Annotated in this window: 2 protein-coding genes (1 of these 2 running past the window's edge); both read left to right on the forward strand. The window is 68.3% G+C overall.

What is annotated here, in order from left to right; translation table 11 throughout:
• Positions 1 to 17,868 (forward strand): non-ribosomal peptide synthase/polyketide synthase, encoded by a 17,868-nt coding sequence (locus ACLMAL_RS27060; RefSeq protein ID WP_412001650.1) that lies wholly within the window; start codon positions 1 to 3, stop codon positions 17,866 to 17,868.
• Positions 17,868 to 19,283: the 5' portion of a non-ribosomal peptide synthase/polyketide synthase gene (locus ACLMAL_RS27065; protein WP_412001651.1), read on the forward strand. 23,841 nt of this gene lie beyond the right edge of the window; 1,416 of the gene's 25,257 nt are visible here — the first part of the coding sequence; it begins with the start codon at positions 17,868 to 17,870; its stop codon lies beyond the right edge, outside the window. Before ACLMAL_RS27060 ends, ACLMAL_RS27065 begins: the two co-directional genes overlap by 1 nt.

Raw genomic sequence — 19,283 nt, forward strand, 5'->3', positions numbered from 1 at the left:
GTGCACGGTACGGAGTTGGGTGAGTTCGGTGCACGGCCGGATGAGACCGCCCATACCGGGGCGGTGCCACCCGCGCCGACGCCGTTTCCGCTCGCGCCCGCGCAGCTGGGGGTGTGGTACGCGCAGCTGATCGATCCCGATGTGCCGATCAATATCGCGCAGTACGTGGATGTGCACGGCGAACTGGACATTGCGATCCTGCAAGAGGAATCGATCGAGGCGGCCTACGAATGCCAATCGATCCTGGTGCGGCTCGGCGAATCCGACGGTGTGCCCTATCAGTGCGTCGACCCGGAACTTTCCAAAGACATCAAAGTGATCGATCTGCGCACACACGCCGATCCGATTGCCGCCGCACAGGATTGGATGCGGACGGATATGAGCGCACCAGTCGATCTGATCGCCGATCGCCTCGCCGAATGCGCTGTATTGCGGGTCGCCGACCAGCGGTACTTCTGGTATCTGCGGGCCCACCATCTCGTCTTCGACGGATACGGTGCGCTGACCAGCACCAACCGTGTCGCCGAGCGCTACACCGCGCGGGTGCTCGGCACCGAGCTCGCCGCGGCGCCGCCCGGCAAGCTGGCCGCGCTGGTCGAAGGCGAGCTCGCCTACCGCAACAGCACGCGATACGCCACCGACCGCGCGCACTGGGCGCAGCGGGTCGCCGGACTCGACAGCGCGACCAGCCTCGACGGCCGCACCGCGCCGCGGGCGGCGATGAATCTGATTGCCGGCCGTGCGCTGCCGGAGCGCCTGGTCGAACAAATGAATGTCCTTGCCTCGAGCCAGGATTCGACCTTCGCGGTGGTCTTGCTCGCGGCCTTCGCCTGCTACCTCGGACGGCTCACCGATCGGGACGAAGTGGTGCTCAGCCTGCCGGTAACCGCGCGCACTACGGCGGTGATGCGGCGTTCGGCAGGGATGCTGTCGAATATCGTGCCGCTGCGGCTGCCGGTCGGCGGCGCACGGTCCGGCGCCCCGGTCACCTGGGGTGCGCTACTGCGGGCGACCAGAGTCGAGGTGGCAGGCGCACTGCGTCATCAGCGATACCGGCACGAGGACATCCGCCGCGACGCCGAACACGATGGGCAGCCCGCGCGACGTGCGCTATTCGGTCCGCTGGCCAACATCATGCTGTTCGGCAACGACCTGACCCTCGGCGACACCGTGGCCAGGTATCACGTGCTCTCGACCGGGCCGGTGGAAGACCTCAGCTTCAACGTCTACTACGGCGAGCGCGACAGCGTGCACGTGGATTTCGAGGCGAATCCGAATCTGTACGGCGCCGACGAAATCGCCCGCCACCACGCGCGATTCCTGCAATACCTGGAGCGGCTGCTGGCCACCGATCTCGACGCACCGGTGGACGCGGTGCGGGTCGCGACCGAGTTGGAGCTCGAGGTCAGCACCAGGATCTGGAATGCGACCGGCTACGACGTCGATGCGGTACTGCCCGGTCGATCGGCAGGCCGGGCTCCTGTCGCGACGCTTGTCTCTCTGTTCGAGGCGCAGGTCGCCCGCACGCCGGATGCGGTGGCGGTGCGATACGCCGACGGGTCCGGGCAGGCCATGACCTACCGCGAGGTGGCGGCCCGCAGCAACCGGCTGGCACGGCAGCTGATCGGGCTCGGGGTCGGGCCCGAGACCGTGGTCGCGCTGAACCTCCGGCGCTCACCCGAACTGCTCGTCGCGATCTACGCGGTGCTCGCGGCCGGTGCGGCTTACGTTCCGCTCGACCCCGACCATCCCGCCGAGCGCACCGCGCACATCCTGGCCACCGCCCGCCCGGCCTGCGTGCTGACCACCGAACGCGATGGTGCGCCTGCTGTTTCCGGAGTTCCTGTCGTGTATGTCGACCGGTCGGATCCCGGCTGTTGCGATGGGCCGGTCTGGGATCGGGAACGCACCGCGGCATTGCGGCCCGGTCATCCCGCGTACGTGATCTTCACGTCGGGTTCGACCGGGCTGCCGAAGGGCGTGGCGGTCACCCATGAGGCGATCGTCAACCGGTTGGTGTGGATGCAGTCGATGTACCGGCTCGGCGTCGACGACGTAGTGTTGCAGAAGACTCCCGCCACTTTCGATGTGTCGGTGTGGGAGTTCTTCTGGCCGCTGCAGGTCGGTGCGACCCTGGTGCTCGCGCAGCACGACGGGCACCGCGATCCGGCCTATCTGCGCGCTGTCATTGCCGAATACGGCGTGACAGCAGCACATTTCGTGCCCTCGATGCTGGAAGCGTTTCTGGCGCATCACGAATTCACGACGCGGACCACACTGCGGATGGTGTTCGCCTCCGGCGAGGCGCTGCCCGCCGCACCGGCCCAGCGGCTGCGCGTGTTGACGGGCGCGCGGCTGCACAACCTGTACGGCCCGACCGAGGCCGCCGTCGACGTGACCTTCCATGAAGTGACCGACGCCGATACCCTCTCGGTGCCGATCGGCGGGCCGGTGTTCAACACCCGGCTCTATGTACTCGATTCGCGGCTACGGCCGGTACCGGTCGGGGCGCCGGGTGAGCTGTATCTGTCGGGGGTACAGCTCGCCCGGGGTTATCTCGATCGGCCGGGACTGTCGGCGGGCAGGTTCGTCGCCGATCCGTTCGGCGGGCCGGACGGCCCCTCCGCACCGGGTGATCGGATGTACCGCACCGGTGATCTGGTGCGTTGGACCACTGCCGGTGAGCTCGAATATCTCGGCCGTACCGACTTTCAGGTCAAGCTGCGCGGGTTGCGCATCGAGCTCGGCGAAATCGAATCGGTGCTCGGCACGGTCGATTCGGTGGTGCGTGCCGTGGTTGTGGTGCGTGATGATGCCGGGGTCGGCGAGCAGTTGGTCGCCTATGCCGTGGAGTCCGAGCCGGGATCGGTGCTGCCGCGGCAGTTGCGTACTGCGGCGATCAGGGCACTGCCCGGATACATGGTGCCCGCGGCCTTCGTGGTGCTGGACGCGCTGCCGGTCAATGCCTCCGGCAAGCTGGATCGTGCGGCATTGCCCGCGCCGGAGCGGACCACCACGGAGTATGTCGCCGCGGTGACGTCGGTGGAGCAGACCATCGCGCGGGTGTTCGGCGAGGTGCTCGGTCACGAGCGCGTGGGCCGCAATGACGACTTCTTCGCACTCGGTGGAAACAGCTTGGTGGCCACACAGGTGGCGGCCCGGCTCGCCGCCGATTTGGGCTGCCGGCTCGGAGTTCGCGAATTGTTCACCGCCACCACGGTGTCCGAACTCGCCGAACTGATCGAGCGGGCGGGAGGAATCGGCGGCGTGCCCGCTGTTGCGCTGCTGCGGGCGCGGCCGCGGCCGCCGCTGGTTCCGCTTTCTCCCGCACAGCAGCGGATCTGGTTCCTGAACCGGTTCGACAGTTCCGGCGTGGGGTACAACATGCCGTTCGTGGCGCGACTACGCGGCGCGGTCGATGTCGCCGCGCTGCGGTCGGCGCTCGATGACGTCCTCGCCAGGCACGAGGTGCTGCGCACTATTTTCCCCGCGATGCTCGCGGACGCGGCCGAAGCGGCCGAAGGTGTTGCAGCGCAGCAGGTTGTCCTTCCGATGGCCGAGGCCCTCGGCGTTGCCGAACCGATCGGCGCACGCGAGCTCGATGCGGAACTGCTCCGCTTCGCTGCTCGCGGTTTCGATCTGGAACACGAGATTCCTTTTCGTGCCCGCGTTTTTACAGTGGACGACGGCAGTCACGCGGTTGTTCTGGTACTGCATCACATCGCCGCCGACGGGCTTTCGCTACGGGTGCTGGCGCGCGATGTGATGACCGCCTATGGTGCGCGACGCGTCGGCGCCGAACCGGGCTGGTCGCCGCTGAGCGTGCAGTACGCGGACTACAGCCTCTGGCAGCGTGCGCGGGGTCTGCCTGCCGGGCACCTGGAATTCTGGACCGCAACCCTTGCCGGGGCGCCCGACCAGCTCGAGCTGCCGACCGACCGGCCGCGGCCGCCGGTGTCCTCCGGTGCGGGCGCGGTGTTCGGTTTCGTGCTGCCGCAGGACCTCCATGTCGATATCACCGATCTGGCTCGCGCCGAGGGTGTCTCGACCTTCATGGTTGTGCACGGTGCGCTAGCTGTGCTGCTGTCGCGGTTGTCGGGCACCGCCGACATCGTGATCGGCACCCCGATCGCCGGTCGCGGCGAGCGCGCACTCGACGATCTCATCGGGATGTTCGTGAACACCCTGGTGTTGCGCACCGAGGTCGACGCCGCGGCCTCGTTCGCCGCCCTGCTCGCCCGGGTGCGCGAGGTCGACCTCGCCGCCTTCGGTCATGCCGAACTGCCATTCGAGCAGCTAGTCGAGGCCATCAACCCGACACGCTCGCAAGCGCGCCACCCGATGTTCCAAGTCATGCTCGCCTTCGACAACGCACAGGAAATCACCCTCGAATTACCCGACATGTCGGTTGCCACCAGTACTCTGGACACTGGAGTGACCAAGTTCGATCTTCAGCTCACGGTCACCGAAGGCTTCGTCGGTGCCGGACTCGAGGAAGGTTCGGCACCGACGGGGGTCCGTGCGGAATTCACGTACGCGACCGATCTTTTCGACGAAGCCACTATCGCGGACTATGCGCGGTGGCTGGTGCTGCTACTGCGGGCGATCACGGCCGATGCCGATCTACCGGTCGGTGACCTGCCGTTACTCGACGCCGCGGGGCAGCGGCGGGCGATCGAGCGGGGTCGGGCCCCGCGCGCGACCCCTGCCACGGGCACCGTGCTCGCCGCGTTCGAGGAGCAGGTGCGCCGGACCCCCGATGCGGTGGCGTTGCTGGACGGCGATCGGACGTTCACCTACGCGGAATTGTCCTCCCGGGTCAATCGTCTCGCGCGGGTGCTGATCGATGCGGGTGTCGAACCCGAGTCGCTGGTGGTGCTCGGGATGCGCCGCTCGGCGGAGCTGGTGGTCGGCGCATACGCGGTGCTGACCGCAGGCGGCGCGTATGTGCCCATCGACCCCGACCAGCCTGTCGCCCGGATCGCACACGTCATCGCCTCGGCACAGTCTGTGTGCGTACTGACCACCTCCGCCGATGGTTGGCAGGGCGGATCCGATGTCCCGGTCATCGCGATCGATGCGCTCGATGGCGCGCGGTACTCGGACGCGCCGGTCGGCGACGCGGAGCGCCCGCGACCGTTGCGTGCGCTGAATACCGCCTACGTCATCTTCACCTCCGGCTCCACTGGGCGGCCGAAAGGCGTTGCTGTCCAGCACGCCTCGATGGTCAATCAGGTCGAGTGGATCGCCGATGAATACCGCATCGGCCGCGACGACGTCGTGCTGTTCAAGACGCCCGCGACCTTCGATGTGTCGGTGTGGGAGCTGTTCGCGCCGCTGGCCAGGGGCGCTCGGATAGTGGTGGCCGAGCATGACGGGCATCGCGACAGCGGCTATCTCGCAGCCCTTATCGCGGCGCACTCGGTGACCATGACCTCGTTCGTGCCCTCGATGCTGACGGTGTTCGCCGATGCGGCTCCCGGTGCGGCGATCGCGTCGTTGCGCACCGTCTTCGTCGCGGGTGAGGCGATGACCGGCGAAGCCGCGGCGGACTTCGCCGCGGCGAGTTCGGCCCAACTGCACAATCTGTACGGTCCGACGGAATTCACGGTGCACGCCACGCACGCACCGGTCGACGCGGCGAGCTCCGGTCCGGTGCCGATCGGGCGTCCGGTGCGCGCGAGTCAGGTGCTCGTACTCGATGCGCGGCTGCGTCCGGTGCCGGAAACAGTGGTCGGCGAGCTGTACTTGTCCGGCGTCCAGGTCGCACGCGGGTACCACGGGCGGGCAGATTTGAGTGCCGAACGGTTCGTCGCCAACCCGTATGGTCCGCAGGGATCGCGGATGTACCGGACCGGCGATCTGGTGCGGCGCACGCGCGCCGGTGCGCTGGAATACCTGGGGCGCAGCGACTTCCAGGTGAAGCTGCGCGGACAACGGATCGAGTTGGGCGAGATCGAGGCGGCGCTGGTCGCCGCGTCGGACGTGCGGGCGGCCGCGGTGCGGATATTCGCCCATCCCGCCGGGGACATGCTCGTCGCCTATGTTGTCACCGCCATACCCGAGGCGGAGCTCGCCGCGGTGCTCGGGCAGCGGCTGCGGGCGGCGCTGCCCTCGTACATGGTGCCTGCGGCGTACGTCGGGCTCGAGGCGATGCCGCTGACCAGTTCGGGCAAGCTGGATCGCACGGCACTGCCGGACCCGGTACCGGCCGCCAATGTATTTCGCGCGCCGGCCACCATTGCCGAGCAGGCGGTGGCCGAGGCATTCGGCAAGGTGCTCGGCCTCGATCGGGTCGGCCTCGACGACGATTTCTTCGCGCTGGGCGGAAATTCGCTCGTGGCCACGCAGATCGCGGCGCGCATCGGGGCCGCCGTCGGCACCGATGTTCCGGTGCGAATGCTGTTCGAACATCCCACGGTCGGCGCGTTCGCTGCGAATCTGCCCGCTGCCGGCGGGGCCACGAACCGTCGGCCGCTCGTCGCCCGACCGCGTCCGGACCGGGTGCCGTTGTCGTATGCGCAGCAGCGGATGTGGTTTCTCAACCAGTTCGACGCGAACTCGGTCGCGAACAATCTGACCGCGGCCGTTCGGCTCACCGGTGTCCTCGATCGTGCCGCGCTGTCCGCCGCGATCGGCGATGTCCTCGCCAGACACGAGACGCTGCGCACCAGCTACCCGGCGGTGGACGGCATTGCACGCCAGCACGTGCTGCCGATCGACGAGACACCGACACGGCTGATCGCCGAGCCGGTCGAGGACGCGGACCTCCAGGATCGGATCCGTGCCATCGCGGCATTGCCTTTCGCCGTGGACAAGGCCGCGCCCGTGCGGCTGACCTTGCTGGAGACGGGTGCGCGAAACGACACCGCTGAGGGCGCAGAGCAGGTGCTCGTCGTCTCGATACACCACATCGCCGCGGACGGCTGGTCCATCGCGCCGCTCACTCGCGACATCATGCTCGCCTACGCCGCACGATGTGCGGGCACCACGCCGGCCTGGACGCCACTGCCGGTGCAGTACGCCGACTTCACGCTCTGGCAGCGGGAAACACTCGGCGCGGAAGCCGATCCCGACTCGCTGATCGCCGAGCAGATCCGCTACTGGTCCACCGAACTCGCCGGCCTGCCCGACACCTCGACCCTGCCCGCGGACCGGCCGCGTCCCGCTGTCGCCTCGGGCCGCGGGGACCGGCACACGTTCACCATCGACGCCGCGCTGCACCGCCGACTGCGCGAGCTCGCCGACGAGTCGCACGCGTCGCTGTTCATGGTCGTGCACGCCGCCTTCGCCACCCTGCTTGCCAAACTTGCCGGGCAGCAGGATGTCTCGATCGGCACGCCGATCGCCGGTCGCGGCGATCAGGCGCTCGACGAGCTGGTCGGTATGTTCGTCAACACCCTGGTGCTGCGCACCGACGTGCGTCCGGAGCTGTCGTTCGCCGACCTGATCGCCGCTGTGCGCGACAGCGATCTGCGTGCCTTCGCCAACGCCGAGGTCCCCTTCGAGCGGCTGGTGGAGGTGCTGAATCCGCAGCGCACCACGGCACGGCATCCGCTGTTCCAGGTCATGCTCGATTTCCAGAACACCGCGCAGACCTCGTTGGCGCTGGCCGGTCTGGAGGTGTCCGCGCTCGACATCGAATCGCGGACCGCGAAATTCGATGTGCAGTTGACCCTTACCGAGTCCACCGACAGCACCGGCGCACCGGCGGGCATCGCGGCGGTCCTCGAGTACGCCACCGATCTGTTCGATGCGAACACCGTCGCCACGTTCGCTGCCCGGCTGCGTCGAGTGCTCGACGCCGTCGGCACCGACCCACAGCTTCGGGTCGGTGACATCGACCTGCTGTCCGGCCCGGAGCGCGTCCTGGTGCTGGACACCTGGAACGCGACCGCACGCGACATGGATGCCACCGCAACGCTGGTGTCGCTGTTCGAGGCGCAGGTGGCACGCACCCCGGACGCAATCGCCCTCTCGTTCGACGGTGCCTCGCTGTCGTATGCGGAGTTCGCGAGCCGAGTGAATCGGCTGGCCCGCCTGCTGGTGTCCATCGGTGTCTGCCCCGGCACGGCCGTGGCCTTGGGCATGGCCCGCTCGACGGAACTCGTCGTCGCGATGTACGCCGTGCTCACGGCGGGCGGTGCGTACGTCCCGGTGGATCCGGACCATCCGGCCGAGCGGATCGAGCACGTGCTGCGCACCGTGCGTCCGGTGTGCGTGCTGAGTCGCTCGGGCGACGGACTGGATCTCACCGCCGCGGACCGGCCGCGGGCGTGGGCGGTGCTCGATGTCGACCTCTTCGACGACAGCGACTATTCCGATGCGCCGCTGACCGACGCCGATCGGCTCGGTGCACTCACACCGGACAACGACGCCTACGTGATCTTCACGTCGGGTTCGACCGGGCGACCGAAGGGGGTCGCGGTTTCGCACGCCGCGATCGCGAACCGGCTGGTGTGGATGCAGGACGCGTACGGGCTGAACCGCGCGGACACCGTATTGCAGAAGACGCCCGCCACCTTCGACGTGTCGGTGTGGGAGTTCTTCTGGCCCTTGCAGATCGGTGCACGGCTGGTGGTCGCCGAGCCGGACGGACACCGGGATCCCCGCTATCTCGGGCAGGTCATCCGGCACGAGCGCGTGACCGTCGCGCATTTCGTGCCCTCGATGCTGATCGCCTTCGTCGCCGATGCGGCAGCGGCGCGGTGTGATTCGCTGCGCCTGGTGTTCTGCTCGGGTGAGGCACTGCCGCCCAGGCCCGCACATCGACTGCGCGAACTGACCGGCGCCCGACTGCACAATCTCTACGGTCCGACCGAGGCGGCCGTCGACGTCACCGCCCATGAGGTGACCGACGCAGATATCGACACCGTGCCGATCGGTGTGCCGGTGGCCAACACTCAGGTGTACGTGCTGGATGGCCGACTGCGTCCGGTGCCACCCGGTGTGCCGGGCGAGCTGTATCTGGCGGGGGCGCAGCTGGCGCGCGGATATGTGGCGCGGCCCGAGCTGACGAGCGATCGGTTCGTGGCCAATCCGTTCGATCCATCCGGGGCGCGGATGTACCGGACCGGTGATCTGGTGGCCTGGACCAGTGGTGGCGCAATTCGCTACCTCGGCCGCACCGACTTCCAGGTGAAGGTGCGTGGTGTGCGGATCGAGCCGGGGGAGATCGAATCCGTGCTCATCGGTATGGATTCGATCGCGCAGGCCGTCGTCGTGGTGTACGCGGGCACGCAATTGGTGGGGTACCTCGTCGCGGAGCCCGGTGCGACGATCGGCCTCGACGACGTGCGGTCCGCGCTGGGCAGGCGGCTACCGGGCTACCTGGTGCCGTCGGCCTTCGTGGTGCTCGACCAGTTCCCGCTCAACGCCTCCGGCAAGCTGGATCGAAAGGCATTGCCCGCACCCGTGTTCGAGGCCACGGCTTTTCGCGCGCCCGCGACTGCGGTGCAAGAGATTGTCGCGCGTGTCTTCGGTGCGGTGCTCGGCGTCGAGCGGGTCGGGCTCGACGACGACTTCTTCGCGCTCGGCGGAAACTCCCTGAACGCCACTCAGGTCCTCGCCCGGCTCGGTGCAGCGTTGGATGCCGAGCTTCCGGTGCGGATGCTGTTCGAGGCGTCGTCGGTCGCGGCGCTGGCCGCGCGGGCCGAAGCGCACGAGGGGGCGGGCGGCCGTACCGAGTTGGCAGTGCGCCCGCGTCCGGAGCGGGTTCCGCTGTCGCCTGCCCAACAACGGATGTGGTTCCGCAACAGGTTCCTGTCGAATGCCGAGACCGGTCCCGGTACCGCCGTCGACAACATTCCGGTCGCGCTTCGCCTCACCGGAGAGCTGGATGTCGCCGCGCTGACCACCGCGCTGACCGATGTCATCGACCGCCACGAAACGTTGCGCACGGTCTATCCGGACGGACCCGACGGTGCCGAACAAGTGGTCCTTCCGAGGGGATCGGCAGTTTCGGTGCTGCGGTCGGACCCGGTCACCGAATCCGAACTCGCGCAACAGCTCGCCGCTTTCGCCGCGACGACATTCGACGTGACCAGCGACATGCCGTTGCGTGCCGCGCTGTTCACGATCGACGGGCCGAACTCCGTCGACCATGTCCTGGCGCTGGTGCTGCACCACATCTCGGCCGACGGGTTCTCGCTCGGGCCGCTGGCAGGTGATCTGATGACTGCCTACGCCGCGCGTAGCGCGGGCACCGCGCCCGCGTGGGCCGCACTGCCCGTCCAGTACGCCGACTACACACTGTGGCAGGCCGAAAACCTCGGTGCCGCCGCGGATCCCGCGTCACGGACCCATCGTCAGCTCGCGTACTGGCGTCAGACCCTCACCGGCCTGCCCGAGCAGCTCGAACTGCCCACCGACCGCCCGCGCCCCATCGTGTCGTCCTATCGCGGCGACACCCACCGGCTGCGCATCGATTCCGACCTGCACAGCGAACTGAGCGAGCTGGCGCGTAAACGGGACGCCACCTTGTTCGCCACCATGCACGCGGCGCTCGCGGTACTACTCGCCCGGTTGTCGAGCGCCGAGGACATCGCGATCGGCACACCGGTTGCCGGTCGCGGCGCGGCCGCGCTGGACGGCCTCGTCGGCATGTTCGTCAACACGCTGGTGCTGCGCACCCGCATCGATACCAGGGCGCGCTTCGAGACCGTGCTCGACACGGTGCGCGCTCAGGACATCGAGGCACTCTCGCATGCGGACATTCCCTTCGAACGGCTGGTGGAGCTGGTCGCCCCCACGCGGGCGCAGAACCGCCATCCGCTGTTCCAGGTGGCCATGACCTTCCAGAACTTCGCGCTGCCGCGGCTGGAAATGGACGGTCTGCTGGTGCGTCCGGTCGAGTTCGACGCGGTCACCGCCAAGTTCGATCTACAGTTCACGGTGCTCGAGTCGAACGACGCGGGTGGTCGCGCGGACGGCATGGAAATCGAAATCACCTATGCCACAGACCTTTTCGATGCTGCAACGATCGAGGTACTGGCTCGGCGCTACACGCAGGTGCTGGCCGCGATCGCCGCGGACGCGACGGTGGTCGTCGGTGACATCCAACTGCTCAGCGCGGAGGAGCAGCATCGGGCGCTGTACGAGTGGGCGGGCACGCCGGGGCCGCGGACTGCCGTGACCGGCACCCTGGCCGATCGGTTCGCCCTGGCCGCGGCGATCGACCCGGCCGCCGTCGCGGTACGGGCAGGCGATCGGTCGCTGACCTATACCGCACTCGACGACCGATCCAACCGGCTCGCCCGGCGGCTCATCGCCGCGGGCGTCGGGCCGGAAGCGCTGGTCGCGGTGGCGCTCCCGCGTTCGGTGGACCTGATCGTCGCGTTGCTGGCGGTGGTGAAGGCCGGCGGTGGCTATCTGCCGATCGATCCCAACTATCCGGCCGACCGGATCGAGTACGTCCTCGACGATGCTCGGCCGATCTGTGCGATCACCAGCGCGGCAACCGGATTGGCGCGCGGCTGGTTCGGTGGTCCGGTCATCGAGATCGATGCCGCCGATCTGGAATCCTTCGACGGTGCGCCGGTGACCGACGGCGATCGCCGTCAACCGTTGGACCCGGCGCATACCGCCTATGTCATCTACACCTCCGGCTCTACCGGTCGGCCCAAGGGCGTCGTCATCCCGCACCGCAATGTGCTGCGGCTGCTGGACAACACGACGGGCCGGTTCGAGTTCGGGCCGTCGGATGTCTGGACGCTGTTCCACTCCTATGCCTTCGATTTCTCGGTATGGGAGCTGTGGGGCGCGCTGCTCTACGGCGGCAGGCTGGTTGTCGTCGATTACTACACCTCGCGGTCGCCGCAGCAATTCCTGGAACTGCTCGCCGTGGAAGGCGTCACGGTTCTCAACCAGACGCCCTCGGCCTTCTATCAGTTGATCGCGGCCGACAACGCCGACCGGTCTCGGCACGAGTTGCCTTTGCGTTATGTGATTTTCGGGGGCGAGGCACTGGAACCGCAGCGCCTGAACGGGTGGTTCGAGCGGCGTCCGAACGGGCCGCAACTGGTGAATATGTACGGCATCACCGAGACAACGGTGCATGTCTCCCATCGCTCGATCGAGGCAGGCATCGGATCGGCGAGTGTGATCGGCAGCGCGATACCCGGCTTGGCCGTGCGGGTGCTCGATGCTCGGCTGCGCCCGGTGCCGGTGGGAGTACCCGGCGAAATCTATGTCTCGGGCGGGCAATTGGCGCGCGCATACCTCGGTCGCCCCGCGCTGACCGCGAGTCGGTTCGTGGCCGACCCGTATGCCGGTGGCGGCGCGCCGGCGTATCGGTCCGGCGACCTCGCCCGGTGGACGGCGGACGGCGATCTGGAGTATCTGGGCCGGGTCGACCAGCAGGTGAACCTGCGCGGGTTCCGTATCGAGCTCGGCGAGATCGAGGCCGCGCTGCTGGACGAGGCCGCGCTGACGGTCAGCGAGGTCGCGGTCGTGGTGCGCGCCGACCTCGTCGACGAGCCGCGCATCGTGGCCTACGTGGTCGGGGCGGGCCTGTCCGACACTGCGGCGTTGCGGCAGGCGCTCGCGCGCAGGCTGCCCGAGCACATGGTGCCCGCCGCGATCGTGATGGTCGATCGCATTCCGTTGACGGTGAACGGGAAGCTCGACCGCGCTGCGCTGCCCGCGCCGGTCTTCGAGGCGAAGACCTATCGCAAGCCTGCGACGTTCGCGGAGGAGATCGTCGCCGGGGTTTTCGCGGAGGTGCTCGGCTTCGGCGCGGGTACCGCCGAGCCGCGTCTGGTCGGCGCCGACGACGACTTCTTCGACCTCGGCGGCAGCTCCCTGCTCGCCGCCAAGGCGGTCGCCAGGATCGGGGCCGCACTCGGCCGCACCGTGACGGTCCGTGCGCTGTTCGAGGCGTCGCGGGTGGCCGACTTCGCGGCCATGGTGACCACCGGTGACGGGGCGGCCGCCCGGCCCGCGCCGGTGGCGGGCGCGCGTCCCGATCGGCTCCCGCTCTCGCCCGCCCAGCAGCGGATGTGGTTCCTGAACCGCTTCGACCGATCGGCGATCGCCTACAACATCCCGCTCGCCCTTCGGCTCTCCGGCGTCCTCGACGTCGCGGCGCTGCAGTCCGCCGTCGGCGATGTCATCGGCAGGCACGAATCGCTGCGGACCCGCTACCCCGAGCTCGACGGTGCACCGATGCAGCTGATCATGCCTGCCGCCCAGGCGATTCCGTCGTTGTATCCGATCGAGGTGACCGAAACCGAGCTGCCGGACCGGATCAGGGAACTGGCCGCGACCACCTTCGATGTCACCGTGGACGTTCCGATTCGGATGCGACTGTTCGCGATCGGTCCGGACTACGTGCTCGCCGCCGTTGTGCACCACATTGCCGCGGACGGCTCGTCGATCGCGCCGTTCATTCGGGACCTGATGGTCGCCTACACCGCACGCTGCGCAGGCAACGCGCCCGGCTGGGCGCCGCTGGCCGTGCAGTACGCGGACTACGCGCTGTGGCAGCGCGAATTGCTCGGCGCGGAAGACGATTCCGCCGCGCTGTCCGCGCAACAGATCGCCTACTGGACCGAGACTCTGACCGGGCTGCCCGACCAACTCACCCTGCCTGCCGACCGCCCGCGGCCCGCTCGCCAGAGCCTGCGCGGCGGCAAAGTCGAGATCGGCATCGACGCGCAACTGCACGCGGCACTCGTCGCACTCGGCAGGCGCGCCGGCGCGACCTTGTTCATGGTGGTGCACGCCGCCTTCGCCGCACTGCTCGCGCGGTTGTCGGGGAGCTCGGATATTGCCGTCGGCACCCCGATCGCCGGCCGTGGCGCGGCCGAACTCGACGACGTCATCGGCATGTTCGTCAATACGCTGGTGCTGCGGACCCAGGTCGATGGCGGCGCGACCTTCGAACAACTGCTCGGCCGCGCGCGGGCGGCGGACATCGCGGCCTTCTCGCACGCCGATGTGCCGTTCGAGCGACTGGTCGAGGTGCTGAACCCGCAGCGCTCGACCGCACGGCACCCGCTCTTCCAGGTCGGTTACTCCTTCCAGAACCACGATCGAGGCTCGCTCCGTTTGCCTGGCCTCGAGGTGCGGGAAGTCGAATTCGACAGCAATGTCGCGCAATTCGATCTGCACCTGTTCGCGGTGGACAGCTATGCCGCCGACGGTGCGCCCGACGGCATCGACCTGGCCATCGGCTACGCGACGGACCTGTTCGAGACCACGAGCGCACAGCGATTCGCGGCCGCACTGCACCGGGTGCTCGAATCGGTGGCCACCCGGCCGGACATCCTCGTCGGCGACCTCGACCTGCTCGGCGAGGTCGATCGGGCACAGCTGCTCGACGAGTGGAATCGCACCGCGCACCACGTCGAGCCGGTCACGCTTGCGGATCTGATCGACGCCCAGGCGGCGGCGACACCGCATGCGGTGGCGCTGATCGATGCGACAGTCGCACCCGAAACCACGCTCACCTACGCAGAATTCGATGCTCGGGTGAACCGGCTCGCGCGCAGGCTGATCGCCGAAGGGGTGGGCCCCGAGTCGACCGTCGTGCTGGCGATGCGTCGGTCCGTGAACCTGATCGCCGCCATGTATGCGGTGGTGCGGGCGGGCGGAGCCTACGTTCCGATCGATCCGGACCAGCCGGCCGACCGGATCGCCCACATCATCGACATCGCGGCGCCCGCCTGCATTCTCACCACCTCCGCCGACGGCATGCCGATCGAAACCCGCGCGGCGGCACTGGAAGTCGACCGAATCGAGCTGGCGGGCTTCGCGGCGACACCGATCCAGAACACCGACCGGATCCGCCCATTGCGGCAGGCGCACTCGGCCTACGTGATATTCACGTCCGGATCGACGGGCTTGCCCAAGGGGGTCACCGTCGCGCACTCGGCGATCGTCAACCAGTTGGCGTGGCTGCGTGACAGTTTCGCACTCGGCCCACAAGACTGCGTGCTGCTGAAGACCCCGGCGACCTTCGACCTCTCGGTCTGGGAGTTCTGGTCCCCACTGGTGACCGGCGGTCGCCTCGTGGTGACCACGGCGGGCACCGAGCGCGATCCCGACCGAGTGCGTGCGTTGATCGAGCGGCACGGCGTCACGGTGCTGCACGCGGTGCCGTCACTCGTGGGCATGCTGCTCGCCGCCGCGCCGGATGCGCCGATGCCGCTCTCGCTGCGCCAGGTGCTCGCCATCGGTGAGACATTGCCGCCTGCCACTGCGGTCGAGTTCCGGCGGCGCGCGGCTCGCACCAGACTGTTCAACCTGTACGGCCCCACCGAGGCCGCGGTGTCGATCACGGCGTTCGAAGTGCGTGCAGACCCGTCGCAGGTGGTGCCGATCGGTGCGCCTGCGTGGAACAGTCGGGTCTACGTCCTCGATGCCAGGCTCCAGCCGGTGCCCGTCGGCGTACCGGGCGAGCTGTATTTGGCCGGTGCGCAATTGGCCCGCGGCTATCACCGCAGACCCGCATTGACCGCGGATCGCTTCGTCGCCGATCCCTTCGCGGCCGCAGCCGAGCCGATGTATCGCACCGGCGACATAGTTCGCCGGCGTCCGGACGGCGCCCTGGAGTATCTCGAGCGATCGGATTTCCAGGTCAAGATCGGCGGCTTCCGCATCGAGCTCGGTGACGTGGAGTCCGCGCTGCGGCGACTGTCCCTGGTGCGTGCGGCAGTGGCGGTGGCGCGCGATGACGAGCGGGCAGGCACTCGGCTCATCGCCTACGTCGCGGTACCGGAATCGGATTCGGCCGCCCGCGCGGACCTGGCCGTCGAACTACGCGCGGCGGTGGCCCTCGAGCTGCCCGCATATATGGTGCCGGCCGCGATCGTCGTGCTGGAGTCGTTGCCCCTCAACGCGAATGGAAAGGTCGATCGAGCGCAATTGCCCGAGCCGGTGTTCACCGAAGTTGCCTACCGGGTGCCGAGCACCGAGCACGAGCAGCTCGTAGCCACCGCCTTTGCCGATGTGATCGGCGCGGCGACAGCAGGTCTGGACGATCACTTCTTCGCCATGGGTGGCAACTCGCTGATGGCGACCCGGCTGGCCGCGCAGCTCGGCGCTGCCCTCGGTGTCCGGGTGCCGGTCTCCTCGGTATTCGAGTCGCCCACGGTGGCCGCCCTCGCGGCGCATATCGCCGAGTTGGACGGCACCGAAGGGCGGCCCGCGCTCAGCCGTCGTTGCGACCCCACGCCCGCTGCGCTCTCGCTCGCACAGCAGCGGATGTGGGTGGTCAACCGGCTGGCTCCGGACTCCTCCGCCTACCACATCCCCGCCGCCCTGCGGCTGACCGGCGTGCTGGACCTCGACGCGCTCACTGCGGCGGTCCTGGATGTGCTGAGCAGGCACGAAGCCCTGCGCACCAGGTATCCCGACACCGAGCGCGGCCCGGTGCAGGAGGTTCTCGACAGCACCGCGGTCAGCATCGATCTGACTCCGATTCCGGTGCGGGTTTCGGGCCTCGCTGCGCAACTCGACGAGTTCGTCGCCACCGGTTTCGATGTCACCACCGCACCACCGGTCCGGATCGCGCTGTTCGAAACCGGCAGGGACGAGCACGTTCTCGTGGTGGTCGCGCACCATATCAGTGCCGACGGCTACTCGGTCGCACCGATGACGCGCGATCTGGTGCGCGCCTATCTCAGCCGAGCCGCCGGGCAGCGACCGGACTGGGCTCCACTCGATATCCAGTACTCCGATTACAGCGAGTGGCAGCGCGAAATCCTGGGTTCCGATCGCGATCCGGCGAGCCTGCTGTCTCGGCAGCTCGCGTACTGGACCACCGAATTGGCCGGACTACCCGAGGTTCTCGCACTGCCGACCGATCGACCGAGGCCGGCGCGCCGGGAAATGCGCGGCGCTAGCGTTGATTTCGCGGTCGATGCCGAGCTGACCCGCCGATTGAACAGCGTCGTCCGTGAGCACGGCACTACGTTGTTCACACTGATCCACAGCGCATTCGCGGTGCTGCTCGCCAAACTGTCCGGCACCAGTGACATTGCCATCGGCGCTCCGGTCGCAGGTCGCGGCGAACGCGAGCTCGACGACCTGATCGGCATGTTCGTCAACACGGTGGTGCTGCGCACCGAGATCGACCCGCGCACCGGCTTCGCCGATCTGCTCCGGCAGGCCAGGGACCGGGATGTGGCTGCACTCTCGCACGCCGATGTGCCGTTCGAGCGCGTGGTCGACGCGCTGGAGTGCACCCGCTCGAGCACCTACACCCCGCTGTTCCAGGTCCTGTTCACCTTCCAGAACATGCCCGCAGGCCGGGTGACGTTGCCCGGGCTCGCGGTCGAGGCGCTCGATCTGGAACTGGCCGAGGCGAAGTTCGATCTCCAGCTCACCGGCATCGAAAAGTTCGACGCCGCAGGCGAACCGGCCGGCCTGCAGCTCAGGTTCGGTTACGCGACGGACATTTTCGATGCCGCCACGGTCGAGCTGTTCGCCGATCGGCTACTGCGAGTGTTCTCGACAGTCGTGGCAGCGCCGTCGATCGCGATCCGGGCCATCGACATCCGCACCGGCGCGGAACAGATGCGGCGCGCACCAAGAGTGGCCATCGAGCCGGTGACAGTGGCCGAGCTGCCCGCACTCATCGAGGCCGCGGCGGACATCGCGCCCGACATCGTGGCCTTCGAACACGGCGCGCACACGGTGACCTACAGCCAGCTCGCCGCCAAGATCGCGGCGGTCGCCAAGGCGATGGGCGCGGCGGCGAAACCGGAAGCGCTGATCAATGTCTCCCTTGCCGGGCTGGTGCCCGGCGTCTTGGCCGCGCTCGGCGGCAGTGGTCTGGCCGCAGTGCTGCGGACGCTGCTCACCGACGCGCAGGCCGTCGTCTCCAACTCCGGGTTGGAAATCGATTCGGAAGGAAATAGCTGATGTCCCACGCAGAATCGGTCGCATCCAGCGAGCTCGGCAACCCTGGTGCCGCGCATCCCCATGCGGCGCTGCGTCGCGCCTACGGAATCGATGACCTACCAGGATTGATCGGGACGGTCGCCGAGCTGGATCCGGATCGAATCGCGTTGCGGCACGCCGACACCGTGATCAGCTACGGTGCGCTGGCCACCGAACTCGGGGTGCTCGACGAGGCCATGGGTGGCGCGCTCGGCCCGGACGCGCTGGTGCCGGTGGTGGTGTCGGGTCAGTTGCCGGAACTGATGGATTCGGCCGACGGTGCGCTCGGCGCGATTCTCGAGCAGCTGCTCGATGACGCACTCGACGCGGCGGTGGGGGTGCTGCCGACGAACTTCGCGCCGACCGAGACGCTGATCAGCGAGTTCGAGGCCCAGGTTCGGCGGACGCCCGATGCGGTCGCGTTGGAGTACGCGGGCGCGACTCTCACCTACGCCGAGTTCGGCACCAGGGTCGATGCACTGGCCTACCACCTGGTCGAGCGGGGCGTCGGCCCGGACGCGCTGGTCGGACTCGCGGTGCAACGATCGTTCGAACTGCTCATCGGCATGTACGCGATCCTCAAGGCCGGCGGCGCATATGTGCCGATCGATCCGGAACACCCCGCCGAGCGCATTGCCTATGTACTGGAGGTCGCCGCACCGGTGCTGGTGCTCACCACCTCCCGAGACGAGCCGGAGCTGCCTGCGGGTGTCGACGTGCTGCGGATCGATCGGTTCGACGCGGTCGCGCCGGAATCGTTCGACGCCTGGCCCCGGCCACTGGGCGACAATATCGCCTACGTCATTTTCACCTCGGGCTCGACCGGTCGGCCCAAGGGCGTTGCGGTTTCGCACCGGTCGATTGTTGCCAATCTGCGGTGGCGCGAGCGGCTGCACCGGCTGAACTCGACCGATGTCGTGCTGCAGAAGACACCGTTCACCTTCGATGTCTCGGTGTGGGAGTTCTTCTGGCCGTTGCAGGTCGGTGCGCGTCTGGTGATCGCCGAGCCCGATGGTCATCGCGATCCGGCCTATCTGGTTCGCACGATCGCCGAATGCGGTATCACCGTGGCGCATTTCGTGCCGTCGATGCTCGCGGTGTTCGTCGCCGCACTGGATCCGGCGAATGCGGCGGCAGTGGAAACGCTGCGGCTGGTGATCGCTTCGGGTGAGGCGCTGCCCGCGGCCACCGGCGCCGCGTTCCGTGCGATCAGTGGCGCGTGCCTGTACAACACCTACGGTCCGACCGAGGCCGCGGTGGATATCACCTCGCACGAGGTGACCGCCGCGGATGTCACGACCGTGCCGATCGGCGCACCCGCCGACGACTCCGAACTGCTTGTGCTGGATGACAATCTGGGGCCGGTGCCGAGCGGAGTTGTCGGGGAGCTGTACCTG

Source organism: Nocardia sp. CWNU-33, assembly GCF_046764895.1.
Lineage (GTDB): Bacteria > Actinomycetota > Actinomycetes > Mycobacteriales > Mycobacteriaceae > Nocardia.